This window comes from Lagierella massiliensis, assembly GCF_001407835.1.
GTDB lineage: Bacteria > Bacillota > Clostridia > Tissierellales > Peptoniphilaceae > Mediannikoviicoccus > Mediannikoviicoccus massiliensis.
In genome coordinates this window covers 961,009-975,866 of sequence record NZ_CYUO01000005.1, presented here as the reverse complement: position 1 = coordinate 975,866, position 14,858 = coordinate 961,009, and the positions used below count along the sequence as shown (strand labels likewise).

Here is a 14,858-nt window from a genome sequence, read left to right as displayed (position 1 = left end):
GGAGGAATTATGGACTTAAAAGAATTTTTAGAAAAAAGAAAATCATGTAGGAAGTATGAAGATAGGGAAGTTTCTTCACAAGTGTTAGAAAAGGTTAAAAATCTTTTAAAAGCTGAAAACGAGAAGGCATTGAAACATAATGTAGAATACAAGTTATATGGAAGTTCCATATATGACTGTCTTGAAGGCGTAGGTGGATATGCTGGCGTTATGATTAAGTCACCTAATTATATCACTATGAATTATAAGGTTAAAGACAAAGAGTCTTTGATTTATGGTGCTTATCATTTAGAAGAGATTGTAGGAGAACTTTCTCAATTAGGACTTGGAACTTGTTGGATTACACTATTCTCAATAGACGATGAAATAAAGGCAAAGACTTTTGGAACTCAAGACAAAATAGATTTTATACTTGCTTTTGGATATCCTGAAAGCAAACCTACTTTTGAATTAGAAGAGTATTCTGCAAGACATGGTATTGAAGACTTTGTTTACTTTAATGATTTTGATACACCATGTACAGTTGAACAACTTTATAGCTATGGGCTTGATGAAATTTTCTACTACATTAAAAATGCTCCATCAGCATACAACAGCCAACCATGGAGATTTTTAATAAAAGGCGAAAATATTTATCTATACATTGAAGACTTCCAAGGGGATGCAAACTATACAGATTCAGGTATTGTAATGTACTATTATGTGAAGATGGCAGAGCTTTCAAGTATAGATGCGGTATGGTATTTAGATAATGCACCAGAAGTTGAAACTAATTTCAAGTATATTGGACGTACTAATTTCTAAAATATGAACAAGTATAGAAGAAGCGATAATTACATTAAATTAGCGCAAAATTTCTATTTAAATGGCGAATACAAAAAATCTGTTGAACTACTCAATAAGGCTCTAAGATTTGATAATACTGAAGAAAAATATATAGAAATCTATCTCGATAAGGCTCAAATATACTTTGAACTGGAAAATTATTATAATGCCATAAAAGTATATAATGTCATAATTGAGAGATTTGGAGAAATTCTACAGGCCTATTATGGTATAGGTGTTATGTATGACTTTTTAAATGAGTTTTACCAGGCTGAAAAGTATTATAAGAAGTCCATATCAATAGACGAAAATTTTAGAGAAGGTTATTTCTTTTTAGCCGATTTATATGATAGAAATGGATATACAAAAAAAGCTATTTGCTATTATAAAAAGACGATAAAAAAATTCCCAACGGATTATATGGCATACAATAATTTAGGAAGTATTTATGAGTTGCAAAAGGACTACGAAGATGCACTTAAATATTTTAAGATGTCAGTAGAGATAAATCCAGAGTATTTCAGATCTACATTTAATCTTGGAATTGCATATGATAGGTTAGATGTAGAGGATAAGGCTTTAAAATATTATTATAAGGCTCTTGAATTAAATCCTGAGTACCAAGATATATATTTAAATATATCTGCTTTTTACATCAAGAGAAATAGGTTGATGGAAAGTATTGATATACTTACAGATGGAATTTTAAATGCAGAAAAGAAATATAATCTTTATTACAACAGAGCTTGTATACATTTAAAGATTGGAGATGAGAAGAAAAGCTTTAGTGATTTAGAAAATGCGGTTATAGAAAACCCGAAGTTAATGGATTATTTAAAAGTAGACCATGATTTTGATGACTACAGGAAAGATGAAAGATATTTAAAAATAATTAACAGTAGGAGAATTTAAAATATGAAAAATATCAAAAAATTACTTATTTTCACATTATGTTTATCAATTTTAACATTTGCAGTTTCATGTAACAAAAAGGAAGATGTTAAAGAAACAAACAATGCACAAGTTGAAGATACAGCTTCAAAGGAAACTGAAAAAACTTCAGGGGGAGAAATTTTAGTAGGTGCTGCAGCGAGTTTAACTGATGCAATGAACGAAATTAAACCAATATTTGAAGAAAAAGAAAACTGCACATTGAATTTTACCTATGCGGCAAGTGGAACACTTCAAAAACAAATTGAAGAAGATGGTGGAATAGATGTATTTATCTCAGCAAGCGAATCAAAGATGAATGCAGTTGACGAAAAGGATTTGATGGTTAAGGATTCTATTTTCCCACTTTTAAAGAATAAACTTGTCTTAGTTAAGAACAAAGAAGCTAATGTAGATATCAACATGGAAAATTTTGTTGAAAATTCAAATAAGATTGCCATTGGTCAACCAGATGTGGTTCCGGCAGGTCAATATGCGAAACAAAGTTTAGAAAATTTGAATCTTTGGGAAAGCGGACAAGAAAAATTTGTTTTTGCAAAGGATGTAAGAGCTGTTCTTGCCTATGTATCTACAGGAGAATGTGAAGCAGGATTTGTATATAAATCAGACGCTGTTATAGACGACAATGTTGAAATAGCTGAAGAAGTTAAAGACGATGTACATGATCCGATAGTTTATCCTGCTGGAATTGTAAAATCTACAAAGAATCAAGAACTTGCACAAAAGTTTTTAGATTTCTTAAAAGAAAGCGAAGCTAAAGATATACTTACAAAATATGGATTTGAAGTAAATGAATAAAGCTGAAATCATTGCGCCAATACTCTTATCATTAAAAATAGCGTTAATTTCAACTTTAATAACTCTTATTTTAGGTTTGATATTGGCGTATGTATTCACTAAGCACGAATTTTTGTTTAAGGATGCATTGGAAGTTATACTAACTTTACCAATGACACTGCCACCAACTATAATGGGTTACATTCTATTACTATTATTTAGTAGGAAGGGACCAATAGGAAAAATACTTTATAATGCATTTGATATAAATGTAATATTCACATGGGTAGCTGGATGTATTGCAGCGGTGGTTGTTTCACTACCACTTATGTATCAGAGTATAAAATCATCTTTTCTAAGTACCGATCCAGTTTATGAAAACGTGGCAAGAACTTTAGGTAAGTCAGAGTTTGAAATTTTTACAAAGGTGACAATACCTTTAGCTCTTCCCGGAATTGTAAGTGGAATTGTACTTAGTTTTTCGAGGGCAATAGGAGAATTTGGTGCAACTTTAATGGTTGCTGGAAATATTCCGGGTAAAACTGAAACGATACCACTTGCTATTTTTTACGCGGTTGAGTCAAATAATAGACAAAAGGCCAATCTGCTCATGGCAATCGTCATAGGCTTTAGCTTTATAAATATTTATATGCTGAACAAATGGATAAAGAAGAGGAAGGTAAACTGATGCTTTCTGTAGATATTGAAAAAGAGTTGGAATTGTTCAAGTTAGATATAAAATTTAATATCGGGAAAGAAGTTTTGGCGATTCAAGGTGCCTCAGGAAGTGGAAAGACAACAATATTAAATATAATTGCTGGGCTTGTTAAAGCAGACAGGTCTGAGATAGCTAATGGAGATGTTATTTTAGAATCATCAAATAAAAAAATTTATCTTCCATCGAGAAATAGAAATGTTGGATATATGTTTCAAAATTATGGACTCTTTCCACACTTGAATGTTGAAAAAAATATAAAATTTGCCATGAAGGATAATGAGCTTTACGATATTTTGTTAGACGTTTTAAACTTAACAGACTTATTAAAGAGATATCCTTCTGATATATCGGGAGGAGAAAAACAAAGAGTTGCTCTTTTAAGAACTTTAGTTACAAAGCCTGAAGTTTTACTAATGGATGAACCTTTTAGTGCTCTTGATACAGAATTAAAAGAAAAATTATATCCGAGCTTTGGAGAATTGATAAAGAGTTTAGATATTCCAGTCTTAATTATTACCCATGATAATGATGAGGCTAAAATATTAGCAGATAAAATTATTCATATTGATAAAGGTAGAATAACAGCTTAGACGGCTGTTATTTTTTTGTATAATAACCACCCAGTTAGACTGGGGGTTCAGTATAGCTTTAGCGATGATAACCAAACTAAAATACCTCAGTGATATAAAAAGTTTGCGGTCTTTAAACTGCAAAATAAAAAATCAAGGAGGTATTTAATGACATCGTTAAATGACACTCATAGTTTATCACATACTAAATGGAATTGTAAATATCATGTTGTATTTCCACCGAAATATAAAAAAATGTAGTTTGGTAATATTTCCTATAGGAAGAGCTTTAACTGTTTTAACAACATCATTAGCAATTATTTTATGTCAAAATAATAAATTATATATTTATGTTTTAAATTGAGAGATTGGAATTTAAGCCAGTCTCTTTTTTATTTTTCTTTTACAAAAATCAATTAAAATACAAACACAATTTCCCACATTTTAATGATTTTTTAATTAATTTTGGTTTTTTCAGCTTTGAAACTGATTATTTTATCGAAATTATTGAGATATTTCTTTAAAAACTATTGAGATTATCAGTAATATAGGGTATTATAATATTAAGTGGCAGAAAGTGGGTAAAAGTGTTTAATTTTTAGGGGGAAGGAATATGTTCATAGGTGAATATCAGCATAACTTGGATACTAAAGGACGTATAACTATGCCTTCAAAGTTTCGTGAAGAACTTGGGAACACTTTTTACATTACAAAGGGAATGGATGGCTGTCTATTTGTTTTTCCTGAAGAGGAATGGATTGAAATGGACAAGAAGATAAAGGGACTTCGACTTTCGAGAAAAGATGCAAGGGGTATAGCGAGATTATTTTATGCAGGTGCGATTGATGTATCTCTGGATAAGATGGGAAGAGTGCTTTTGCCTGGAAATTTAAGAGAATATGCATCGTTAAACAAGGAAGCTATTGTTATAGGTGTATCATCGAGGGTTGAAATCTGGGACAAGGATAGATGGCAATCTTACAATGATGATGAAGATTTTAACTATGACATGTTGACAGAGAGCATGGCGGATTTAGATATAGATTTTTAGAGGTTTTAAATGGAATTCAAACATATACCAGTATTATTAAATGAAACAATTGAAAATTTGAGAATAGATAAGGATAAGGTTTATGTCGACTGTACTTTAGGTGGGGGTAGTCATTCTCTTGAAATAGCAAAAAAATTGGACAAGGGTAAATTGATTTGCATTGATCAAGATATTGATGCTATTGAAGCTGCTAAGAAAAAACTAAATGACTACTTGGATAAGATAATTTTTATTAAGTCAAATTTTAAATATTTTGAAGAGATTTTAAATGAACTTCAAATAGATAGGGTTGATGGAGTTCTTATGGACATAGGGGTTTCTTCTTACCAAATTGACGAAGCTTCAAGGGGATTTAGTTACATGGAGGATGCGCCTTTGGATATGAGAATGGATAGAACAAGGGAACTTACAGCTAAATTTATTGTAAATCATTATTCTCAAGAAGATTTATCTGATATATTTTTTAAATATGGCGAGGAGAAATGGTCTAAGAGAATTGCACAATTCATTGTAGAAGCAAGAAGGGAAAAGGAAATTGAATCTACTTTTGATCTTGTTGAGATAATTGATAGGGCTGTCCCTGCAGAGGTTAGAAGAAATTCAAAGGGACATTATGCTAAGAGGGTGTTTCAAGCTCTTCGTATTGAAGTTAATGACGAACTTGGGGTGCTTGAATACGTACTTCCTAAAATTGTAAAAAGACTAAATAAGGGTGGGAGATTATGTGTTATAACTTTCCACTCTTTAGAGGACAGAATAGTTAAAGAAATTTTCAAAGATTTAAATACAGATTGCATTTGTCCTCCGGAACTTCCCGTATGTGTATGTAATAAGAAAAGGGAAGTAAAGCTAATCACAAGAAAACCAATAACGCCAAGTGAAAAAGAAATGGAAACAAATTCCAGGTCTAAAAGTTCTAAACTAAGAGTTGTGGAGAAGATATAATGGAAGCAAGAAATTATGATTATTTATATCCTGAAGAGTATAATTCAGATATAAATGTAAGGCCAAGGGTCTTGAAAAAAGAACGAAGATATATTAAAGTCAAGAATAGAACTAAAGTTAGAGAAAGAACAAATAAAAAGTCTTTGGTCTTTCTTGGTGCTCTTAATATAGTTCTATCTATTTGCTTGCTATATACCTATGTAACTTCCACTGTTCTTACTGGAAAGATATCAAATATCAAATCTGAGATAGAAGACTTAGAAGCTACCAGAGATTATTATAGTATGGAAATTGATAAATACTCATCTGCTGAAAGGATTGAAGAAATAGCCAAGTATAAATTGGGAATGGTTTATCCTAATGAGGATCAATTTTTTTATATATCTAAGGATAATAAGGTAGATAATAAAAATAAAACTTCCTTGGCTGTTAATAACAATGAAAAATAGAAAATTTAATTTTGATAGAAAATTTAAAAATAGGACAATAGCTATATTCTTACTTAGTATAATAATGGTGTTTATTTTTGCGGGTAGAATGATATATCTTTATAATTCAAAGTATAAGATGAGAGCGGCACAACAGAGATTGAAAGTCGTTAAAATACCTGCACAAAGAGGTAAGATATTTGATTCTTCAGGAAATATAATTGCGAGGAATGTAAAAGTTAATTGTCTTTATTTTTTTCCAAAGGATTTAAAAGAAAATTCAAAAAACAAACTAATTCAGGGCTTTTCTACAATACTTGGAATGGATAGTAGTGAAATTGATGAAGTTTTAAATAGTGAAGATATTATTAGGGTTAAAGAAAATTTGACTTCTGAACAAGTAAAAAAAATTAGAGAATTGGATGAAAACTCTTTAAGTCTGACTGTTGAGAATAGAAGATATTATCCTGAAGGGTCAACGCTTTCTTATGTTTTAGGTTTTACGAATAGCGATGGAAATGGTCTTTATGGAGTTGAGAGTTATTATGATAATTATCTAAGAGGTAAATATGGTCTTAATATCTTCTCTGGTTCACGAAATGGAAGTATTATTTCTTTTGAGGAAAATAAAGAGTTCAAGTCAGATATAGGAAAGGATATTACATTAAATATAGACCAAGGAATTTCTGCTTTAGTTAGTAATATTTTAAAAGAAGCAAATGAAAAATACAAACCAAAGTCTATATCTGTTATTGTTACAGATCCTATGACTAATAGGATCATCGCAATGGAAAATTATCCAAGATTTAATTCAAATAATCCAAGACAGGGAAGAAACAAAGAAGAAAAGAAAGAATTAGAAAGTTTGAGTGAAAAAGAAAGGTTAAATAAATATTATGATATTTGGAGAAATAAATGTATAAGTGATATTTATGAACCAGGTTCTGTCTATAAGTTGGTAACATCTGCAATTGGGTTAGAAGAAGGAGTGTTTGATGAGAACTCAAATTATGAATGTAAAGGGTTTTACAATATTGCAAGTGGAGTTACCATAAAATGTGTAAGCTGGTATGATCCCCATGGGAAACAAACAATGGAGGAAGCTCTCGCAAATTCATGTAACCCATCCTTTGCTCAAATGTCGGAACAGATAGGATATGCTAAGATGCATCAATATCTAAAGTCATTTGGATTTGGAGAATTAACAGGAATAGATCTGGTTGGAGAACAAAAGGGGCTTATACCTGATTCAGCTTCAAGTATGAATATAGCTCAACTTTGTACGATGTCTTATGGACATGGAATTTCTGCAACACCAATACAGGTTATAACTGCAGCAAACGCAATTGTAAATGGTGGATATGTAATTACACCAAGAGTTTTAAATAAAGTTGGAGACAAAAAGATTGAAGATGATAAAGAACTTGTTAAGAGGCAGGTTATATCTAAAAGCACAAGCGATAGAATGAAGCAACTTATGATAAATAATGTTGAGAATGGAGGAGCTAACGCGGTAAAATCTTCTCAATATACTGTAGGAGGCAAGTCAGGTACAACTATAAAGCTTGAAGATGGCGTATATACATCTGAAAAGACAATAGCATCTTTTTATGCAGCTTTTCCTATGGAAGATCCAAAATATTCTGTTCTTGTTGTAGTAGACGAGCCAACTGGAATGAACTCTGGGAATGCAGTTGCAGGAGAAATTACAAAAAAAATTAACGATGAAATTGCAAAGCTTAAGAATTTAAATAAAGTGAACAAAGAAACAGACATTACTGATGTTGAAGTTCCTGACTTCACAGGTGAAACTTTAAGAAATGCAGTTAATAAGGCAAATGCTAAGGGAATTAAAATTGAAATAGTTAACACATCTGATAATGATGGTATTATAATAAAGAGTCAATCTATAGACCCAGGAACAAAAATTAATCATACTAAGGTTATAACTCTCGTAGCTGATGATTCTGGAGAATCAACAGTAAAAGTACCAGATTTAGTTGGTAAATATAAAAATGAAGCTTTATCGATATTAAAGGATACAAATCTAAAGATAATTCATACAGGTGACTCTAAAAAGACGAGAATTATAAAGACTAATCCACCTGCTGATGATTTCTTAAGACAAAAAGACACTTTAGAGCTTATATATGAGCCTTTAAAGAAAGATGATGATAAAGATAACAATAATGATGTAGAAGATAATGAAGAGCAAGATGACCAAGAAGATGTGGAAGATAATCAAAATAATAATTGACAGAGTGATACTCTTTACTCTTAAGGTGGAGCATATGCTCTGCCTTATTTTATTATTTAAAGTCTTTAATATATAATTATATTTGGAGGAAAAATGAAAGATATAATTAAAGAAACAAAACTTTTTAAGGACTTATCAAAAGAAGATAAAAAGAGATTATCTAATTCTGTTAAACTTGTGGACGTAAATAAAGGTGAATATATATTTCGCCCGGGAGATAGGGCTTTGTATATGTACATCATAAAAAGCGGTTCAATGAAAATATCAATGAACTTGTCTGATGGAAGGGAACAGATTTTATATGTATATAAAGATGAAGATTTTGTTGGTGGACTTAATTTAATCACATCCGAATCATATCTATACAATGGGATAGCGCTTACAAAATGTGAAATTTTAAAAATTTCTAAGGAAGATTTTTTAAATGTACTAATGCATAATGAACTTTTTCTAAAGTCGATACTAATTCAGTCATATCTTAGAATAAGGAAAAGTGAAGAGTTAATTGATAGACTCTCCGTAATGAATGGGGATATGAAAGTTGCAAAGGGGCTGATAGACCTTGCAAATAGATATGGAGTAAAAAAAGATTCTGGGGAAATATTGATAAAACACAATATGAACAGGATGGAACTTGGAAGTTTTTCAGGAGTAGCAAGGGAAACTATGATTCGAAAACTCAGTCACTTTGAAGACTTGGGTTTAATAAAATTATGTCCAAAAGGTGAAATAGAGATTATAGATTTAAAAGGTTTGACGGAACTTACTATTTAGTTAACATTAGACCTTCTTTAGGATATAATATTAAGATGAGTAAAGGAGAAAAAATATGGATATATTTAGACTACTTACAATGCTTTTGGTTAGTATGTTGATATCAATCGCAATTGGAAAGTATATTATTAAAATTTTAGTTAGAGCAAAAATAGGACAGAGTATAAGAGATGACGGGCCTAAAGCTCATTTGTTAAAGCAAGGAACGCCTACAATGGGTGGGATAATATTTATTATATCAACCCTAATAACGTTATTTATATTTAAAGGGTACACTCATGAGAATATACTTATAATTGTAAGTATGCTTGGATTTGGACTTGTTGGTTTTGTAGATGATTTTTTTAAACTTGTAATGAAAAGGTCATTGGGATTAACTGAAATTCAAAAGATAATTTTTCAAATAATTATGAGTTTTGGATTAATATATTTAGCATCAAAGGTATCAGCAAGACCTATTTCAATGATTAAGATTCCTTTTACAACTAAAGAATTAAACTTAGGAATTTTAACATACCCAATACTTACATTTATAATGATTGGAACTGTTAATGCAACAAATATCACAGATGGTCTTGATGGTCTTGCAACCTCTGTTTCGATTCCGGTATTTATGGCACTTGCAATAATAGGAGTTTTAAAAGACTCATCAATGACAGTGTTCTCAACAATATTTGTTGGTTCATTGATTGGGTTTTTAATATATAATTCGAACCCTGCATCGGTATTTATGGGAGATACTGGATCTATGGCAATAGGTGGGGCCTTAGTTATGATGGCATTAATATTAAACGCACCTCTTTACCTTGTGATACTTGGAGGAGTTTATGTTATTGAAACGATGTCTGTAATAATTCAAGTAATAAGCTATAAAACCAGAAATAAAAAAAGAGTATTTTTAATGTCCCCAATCCATCATCACTATGAATTAAAGGGATATAAGGAACCTAAAATTGTTGCAGCTTTTACAGCGTTATCAATAGTATTTTCGATACTAACAGTATTTGGATTAGGGAGATAAGATGGATTATTTAGTAATAGGATTAGGTATAACAGGAATTTCTACAGTAAAGACATTAAGCAAGTTGGGCTTTAATGTCTATGGATATGATAGCAAAATAAAAGATAGAGAGAATGAACCTGAAGAACTTAAAAATTTAAAATATACTTTATTATTTGACTTAGATGATATTACTTCAAAAGATATTATCTGTATAAAAAGTCCGGGAATACCTCCTCATAACGAGTTGATTCAAAAACTTTTACAAAAAGGGATAGAAGTTGTTTCAGATTTGGAAATGGCGTATAGATTATTTGGAGACAAAAATTTAATAGCAATTACAGGAACCAATGGGAAAACTACAACTACAATGCTTGTAAACCACATATTAAACGAAAGTGGAAAATCATCCAGAGCCATAGGGAATATTGGAGTTGGAATGCTATGGGAGATCTATTCACATCCTGAAATAGAATATTTTGTTATAGAAAGTTCAAGCTTCCAACTTGACTCAACAACTACTTTCAGGACAAAAGTTGCAGCCTTTACAAACATTTCACCAGATCACTCTGACTGGCATGGTAGTTTTGGTGCTTACTTCAAATCTAAACAAAATATTTTTATAAATCAAAAGGAAACAGATAAACTTATTTTAAATATCGATGACAAAAATTTAGTGAAATTAAAAGATAAAATAAATTCTGAAATTATACCTATTTCTCTTACAGAAAAAGAAGCATCATTTTATTATGATAAACCATATATATATCATAATGAAAAAAAGATAATAGATACTCGGAAACTTAGAATTCCAGGGCTACACAACATACAAAATGTTCTTATAGCAACAGCAATAGCGAATACTTTGAATGTATCTGATGATGATATAGAAAGGGCATGCTATAGTTTCAATGCTGTAGAACATAGAATAGAATTTGTTAGAGAATTTAATGAAGTTAAGTTTTACAACGATTCTAAAGGAACAAATGTGGATTCAACTATTAAAGCATTATCATCTTTTGAAAATCCGATTATTTTAATTGCTGGCGGATATGATAAGAAAGTATCTTTTGAAGAGATGTTTAAACAATATGGGCAAAAAATCAAAAAACTTATACTTATGGGGCAAACTGCTGAACAAATGAAAAAAGAGGCTAAGTGGGTAAAAGATATAACCATAGTAAATAATATGGAAGAAGCAGTAAAATTATCCTATAAATCGAGTAAAAAAGGAGATGTTGTTTTACTTTCTCCAGCATGTGCATCATGGGGCATGTATAAAAATTTTGAAGATAGAGGAAATGAATTTAAAGAGTTAGTCAATAATTTAGGTGATTAGATGGTTAAGAAGCCAAAGCAAAGGACAAAGATAGATTATAATATTTTTATAGCTACTATACTATTACTTATTGTAGGTAATATCATGGTATTTAGTTCCAGTTGGCCATATGCAGTTAGAAAAGGATTGAATCCCTATTTTTTCATAAATAAGAATTTGCTCTTTTCACTTGTTGGAATTGTGGTTATGATTATTACTTCAAACATAGACTATAAAATTTTCAAAAAATATGGATATGTGTTCTATATTTTATCCATAATCCTATCAGTTATCGTTTTAATTTTTGGAGATCTTGAAACATATAATGCAAAAAGGTGGCTCGATATAGGACCAGTAACAATAATGCCTTCAGATTTTTTGAAGCTTGGAACAATTTTGGCAGTTTGTAAATATATAGACAGAAATAAAAAGAAGCTAAATAGTATATTAAATGGATTTTTAGCAATGTTTTTATTTCTTGGAATATCATGTACATTAGTTTTTTTACAACCTGATTTATCAACAACAATGGTAATTGGTGCAGTAATAATATGTACCTTTATAGTTGGGGGAGTAAATCTTATTCAATCTGCTATTGGGCTTGGAATATTGGGAGCGTCTGGTGTTTTAGGAATAGTATTTTCGAAAAGTGCCTACAGTCGTTCTTCAAGAATAGAGGCTTGGTTAGATCCGTTAAAAGACTTTTCAAACAAAGGTTGGCAGCTTGCTCAATCTTTATTTGCAGTGTCATATGGTGGAATTTTTGGTGTAGGACTTGGTAAATCCAGACATAAGTTTAGCTATTTATCAGAGGCGCACAATGACTTTATATTTGCTGTTATTGCAGAAGAGTTAGGCTTTTTAGGAAGTATAATGGTCATTTTACTATACCTATATCTTATATATTGTGGCATGAAGATGGCATTTAAATTGAAAGACAGTTTTGCAAAACTTTTGGTTATATCAATTATGTTATTAATAGGCTTGCAGGCGTTCATAAATATATCGGTTGCCCTTGGAATTATTCCTCCTACAGGATTGACTTTACCATTTATTTCTTATGGAGGTACATCCTTAATGGTTTTTTTATTTATGATGGGAATAGTTTTAGGGATTTCAAAACAGGCAGATAGGAGGTAATATGAGAATTATAGTAAGTGGTGGAGGTACTGGAGGGCATATATATCCAGCTATAGCCATAATTGAAGAGTTTATAAAGCTTTATCCCGATACAGAAGTTTTATATATTGGAAGAAAAAATAGCTTAGAGTCAATTCTTGTACCTAATCAAGGATATATATTTAAAGGAATTACTGCATCTCCTCTTTCAAGAAAGTCAATAAAAAAGATTTTTCGGACTGGGGGAGATACGATAAAGGGAATTAGTGAATCAAAAAAAATAATTAAAGAATTCAATCCTGATTTTGTTATAGGAACAGGAGGATTTGTTACAGGGCCAGTTTTATATGCGGCACATAAATTAAGAAAAAAAGTTTTCTTTCATGAACAAAATTCATATCCTGGAGTTACTAATAAAATATTGTCAAGATATGCAGATAAATATTTTGTAACATTTAAAGAGAGTTTAAAATATTTTAAAAATCAGGAAAACGGAATAATCACAGGAAATCCAATTAGAAATAAATTTTTAAACATAGATGAAATAAGAGAAGAAGCAATGTTTCATATGGGGTTTAAAAATAACAATAAAAATATTTTAGTTTTTGGTGGATCCAATGGATCAGGTAAATTAAATCAAGTATTTAAAGAAATGATTAATGAAAATTTGAAACAGGATGATTTCAATTTGTTTTTTGTAACAGGAAAAAACAACTATGATAGTTTTGTTAAAGATATGAAAGTTTTACCTAATGTAAAAGTATATCCATATTTAGATAACATTCAAGAGGCTTATGCTATTTCGGACCTTGTTATAACAAGCTCTGGAGCAATTACATTAGCTGAACTTTCTTATTTGGGAATGCCTTCAATATTAGTTCCAAAAGCATATACTACAGAAAACCATCAAGTGTACAATGCATTGGAATTTAAAAACAAAGGTGCAGCTCTGATGATAGAAGAAAAAGATTTAGATGTTGATCATTTGAAAAAGAAGATAGTGGAACTTTTAAATGATGACAATAGATTAAATCAAATGGGTAAAAGAGCGAAAGAATTTGAAACTCCAAATGCAGGATACGAAATAGTACAGGAAATAGTAAAAGTAGGAAATAATGGAAAATAACAAAAATAGAAATAACTTTGCACTAATATGGACAATTTTTATCATAATTGCAGTGATATCTATTGTGGCTTATTTTTTACTAAATCATCCTTATTTTAACTTAACAAGTATTAAAATAGATGGCAATAAAATATATACATTGGAAGACTTTAAAAATGACTCTAAAATATATGGTAAAAATTATTTTTTAGCAAGTATTAAAGAAGCAAAGAAAAATGTATCTAAAAATGATAAGATAGTAGAAGTTGATATAAAAAAAGAATTTCCTAACAAGGTAAAAGTTGATATTTTAGAAAAGTCAAATATTGCTTACATTGTAAATAAAAATAAAGAAATTGTCTTTATAGATACATTAGGGAATATCAGTGATACCAAGGGAGATATCGAAAATTTACCTGAGATTATTGGAGTCAATACAGACCTAATAGTAAATACAAGTATATTTAATGATGCTACAATTAAAGAGATATTTGATAGTATTGAAAAATATAGTATCGATTTTTCAAAACTAAACTTAATTGATAAAAAAAATATGTTCATTGAGATTGAAGGTATAAATGCTTATTTTGGAGATAAAAGACAAATAGAAAGAAAATTTGAGATTATTTCTAAAATTATTTCAGAGAACAATACTAAGGGTATAAAGATAAAAGAGATAAAAGTTTTAAATGTTAACAAACCTGTAGTTATAGCGAATTAGAGAGTCTAATCGGGTTGTATTATCAAGACAAACAAAGTGAACAAATAGGAATAATGATTTAAAATAATGGAATTAAAATTCTTGTCAATTCCATTTATTTTTTTGAATTAAAAGACAAATCTTTACAACTAAACTCATATCATAAATAAAAACATTGAAAAACTAACATATAAATTATGTTAATAAAATAAATGTACTTAGAATACAAAAAAATCACCAATGTCTTAAAACATCTGAAAATGCGGGTTCTGATTTTGACATTTAATTTTGGTCATATATAATAATAGTTAAGAGATGAAT

General features: G+C 30.0%; 15 protein-coding genes and 1 pseudogene. All 16 read left to right on the top strand.

The window, feature by feature from the left end; genetic code table 11:
• The first annotated feature begins 9 nt into the window (after window positions 1-9).
• The 16 genes and pseudogenes from BN2746_RS08290 (at window position 10) to BN2746_RS08220 (ending at window position 14,558) form a co-directional block, all read left to right on the top strand.
• Window positions 10-804: a nitroreductase family protein gene (locus BN2746_RS08290; protein ID WP_055079316.1), complete on the top strand. Its 795-nt coding sequence runs from the start codon at window positions 10-12 to the stop codon at window positions 802-804.
• 3 nt (window positions 805-807) lie between these two features.
• Window positions 808-1,737: a tetratricopeptide repeat protein gene (locus BN2746_RS08285; protein ID WP_055079315.1), complete on the top strand. Its 930-nt coding sequence runs from the start codon at window positions 808-810 to the stop codon at window positions 1,735-1,737.
• Between the two features lie 3 nt (window positions 1,738-1,740).
• Window positions 1,741-2,574 carry a molybdate ABC transporter substrate-binding protein gene (gene modA / locus BN2746_RS08280; RefSeq protein WP_055079314.1) on the top strand — a complete coding sequence of 278 codons (834 nt, stop codon included), beginning with the start codon at window positions 1,741-1,743 and terminating at the stop codon, window positions 2,572-2,574.
• Window positions 2,567-3,241, top strand: coding sequence for a molybdate ABC transporter permease subunit (gene modB, locus BN2746_RS08275; protein WP_055079313.1), 675 nt, complete (start codon window positions 2,567-2,569; stop codon window positions 3,239-3,241). The genes modA and modB overlap by 8 nt, the downstream gene beginning before the upstream one ends.
• Window positions 3,214-3,861 carry an ATP-binding cassette domain-containing protein gene (locus tag BN2746_RS08270; protein WP_197273096.1) on the top strand — a complete coding sequence of 216 codons (648 nt, stop codon included), beginning with the start codon at window positions 3,214-3,216 and terminating at the stop codon, window positions 3,859-3,861. The genes modB and BN2746_RS08270 overlap by 28 nt, the downstream gene beginning before the upstream one ends.
• 147 nt (window positions 3,862-4,008) lie before the next feature.
• Window positions 4,009-4,095, top strand: a pseudogene (locus tag BN2746_RS09290) (IS200/IS605 family transposase); the annotation flags it as partial.
• Window positions 4,096-4,453: 358 nt separating this feature from the next.
• Window positions 4,454-4,891: a division/cell wall cluster transcriptional repressor MraZ gene (gene mraZ, locus BN2746_RS08265; protein WP_055079311.1), complete on the top strand. Its 438-nt coding sequence runs from the start codon at window positions 4,454-4,456 to the stop codon at window positions 4,889-4,891.
• Between the two features lie 9 nt (window positions 4,892-4,900).
• Window positions 4,901-5,836, top strand: a complete 936-nt coding sequence (gene rsmH, locus BN2746_RS08260) for a 16S rRNA (cytosine(1402)-N(4))-methyltransferase RsmH (protein WP_055079310.1) — start codon at window positions 4,901-4,903, stop codon at window positions 5,834-5,836.
• Complete coding sequence (locus tag BN2746_RS08255; protein WP_055079309.1) at window positions 5,836-6,285, top strand: septum formation initiator family protein; 450 nt, start codon at window positions 5,836-5,838, stop codon at window positions 6,283-6,285. Before rsmH ends, BN2746_RS08255 begins: the two co-directional genes overlap by 1 nt.
• Window positions 6,275-8,521, top strand: coding sequence for a penicillin-binding transpeptidase domain-containing protein (locus tag BN2746_RS08250; RefSeq protein WP_055079308.1), 2,247 nt, complete (start codon window positions 6,275-6,277; stop codon window positions 8,519-8,521). Before BN2746_RS08255 ends, BN2746_RS08250 begins: the two co-directional genes overlap by 11 nt.
• Before the next feature lie 93 nt (window positions 8,522-8,614).
• The gene (locus BN2746_RS08245) at window positions 8,615-9,295 is read left to right on the top strand and encodes a Crp/Fnr family transcriptional regulator (protein WP_055079307.1); all 681 of its coding nucleotides are present in this window, start codon (window positions 8,615-8,617) and stop codon (window positions 9,293-9,295) included.
• 55 nt (window positions 9,296-9,350) lie between these two features.
• Window positions 9,351-10,316: a phospho-N-acetylmuramoyl-pentapeptide-transferase gene (mraY, locus tag BN2746_RS08240; RefSeq protein WP_055079306.1), complete on the top strand. Its 966-nt coding sequence runs from the start codon at window positions 9,351-9,353 to the stop codon at window positions 10,314-10,316.
• Between the two features lies 1 nt (window position 10,317).
• A complete protein-coding gene (gene murD / locus BN2746_RS08235; RefSeq protein ID WP_055079305.1) occupies window positions 10,318-11,634 on the top strand; it encodes a UDP-N-acetylmuramoyl-L-alanine--D-glutamate ligase in 1,317 nt (438 codons plus the stop codon).
• Window positions 11,635-12,753 (top strand): putative lipid II flippase FtsW, encoded by a 1,119-nt coding sequence (ftsW, locus tag BN2746_RS08230; protein WP_055079304.1) that lies wholly within the window; start codon window positions 11,635-11,637, stop codon window positions 12,751-12,753.
• A gap of 1 nt (window position 12,754) precedes the next feature.
• Window positions 12,755-13,858: an undecaprenyldiphospho-muramoylpentapeptide beta-N-acetylglucosaminyltransferase gene (gene murG, locus BN2746_RS08225; RefSeq protein ID WP_055079303.1), complete on the top strand. Its 1,104-nt coding sequence runs from the start codon at window positions 12,755-12,757 to the stop codon at window positions 13,856-13,858.
• Complete coding sequence (locus BN2746_RS08220; RefSeq protein WP_055079302.1) at window positions 13,848-14,558, top strand: cell division protein FtsQ/DivIB; 711 nt, start codon at window positions 13,848-13,850, stop codon at window positions 14,556-14,558. Before murG ends, BN2746_RS08220 begins: the two co-directional genes overlap by 11 nt.
• Window positions 14,559-14,858: the final 300 nt, after the last annotated feature.

Coding starts and splice junctions, on each gene's coding strand:
- mraY (WP_055079306.1), top strand. CDS start 9,351: ATGGATATATTTAGACTACTTACAATGCTTTTGGTTAGTATGTTGATA.
- BN2746_RS08250 (WP_055079308.1), top strand. CDS start 6,275: ATGAAAAATAGAAAATTTAATTTTGATAGAAAATTTAAAAATAGGACA.
- BN2746_RS08255 (WP_055079309.1), top strand. CDS start 5,836: ATGGAAGCAAGAAATTATGATTATTTATATCCTGAAGAGTATAATTCA.
- ftsW (WP_055079304.1), top strand. CDS start 11,635: ATGGTTAAGAAGCCAAAGCAAAGGACAAAGATAGATTATAATATTTTT.
- mraZ (WP_055079311.1), top strand. CDS start 4,454: ATGTTCATAGGTGAATATCAGCATAACTTGGATACTAAAGGACGTATA.
- rsmH (WP_055079310.1), top strand. CDS start 4,901: ATGGAATTCAAACATATACCAGTATTATTAAATGAAACAATTGAAAAT.
- BN2746_RS08285 (WP_055079315.1), top strand. CDS start 808: ATGAACAAGTATAGAAGAAGCGATAATTACATTAAATTAGCGCAAAAT.
- BN2746_RS08270 (WP_197273096.1), top strand. CDS start 3,214: ATGGATAAAGAAGAGGAAGGTAAACTGATGCTTTCTGTAGATATTGAA.
- modB (WP_055079313.1), top strand. CDS start 2,567: ATGAATAAAGCTGAAATCATTGCGCCAATACTCTTATCATTAAAAATA.
- BN2746_RS08290 (WP_055079316.1), top strand. CDS start 10: ATGGACTTAAAAGAATTTTTAGAAAAAAGAAAATCATGTAGGAAGTAT.
- modA (WP_055079314.1), top strand. CDS start 1,741: ATGAAAAATATCAAAAAATTACTTATTTTCACATTATGTTTATCAATT.
- murG (WP_055079303.1), top strand. CDS start 12,755: ATGAGAATTATAGTAAGTGGTGGAGGTACTGGAGGGCATATATATCCA.
- BN2746_RS08245 (WP_055079307.1), top strand. CDS start 8,615: ATGAAAGATATAATTAAAGAAACAAAACTTTTTAAGGACTTATCAAAA.
- BN2746_RS08220 (WP_055079302.1), top strand. CDS start 13,848: ATGGAAAATAACAAAAATAGAAATAACTTTGCACTAATATGGACAATT.
- murD (WP_055079305.1), top strand. CDS start 10,318: ATGGATTATTTAGTAATAGGATTAGGTATAACAGGAATTTCTACAGTA.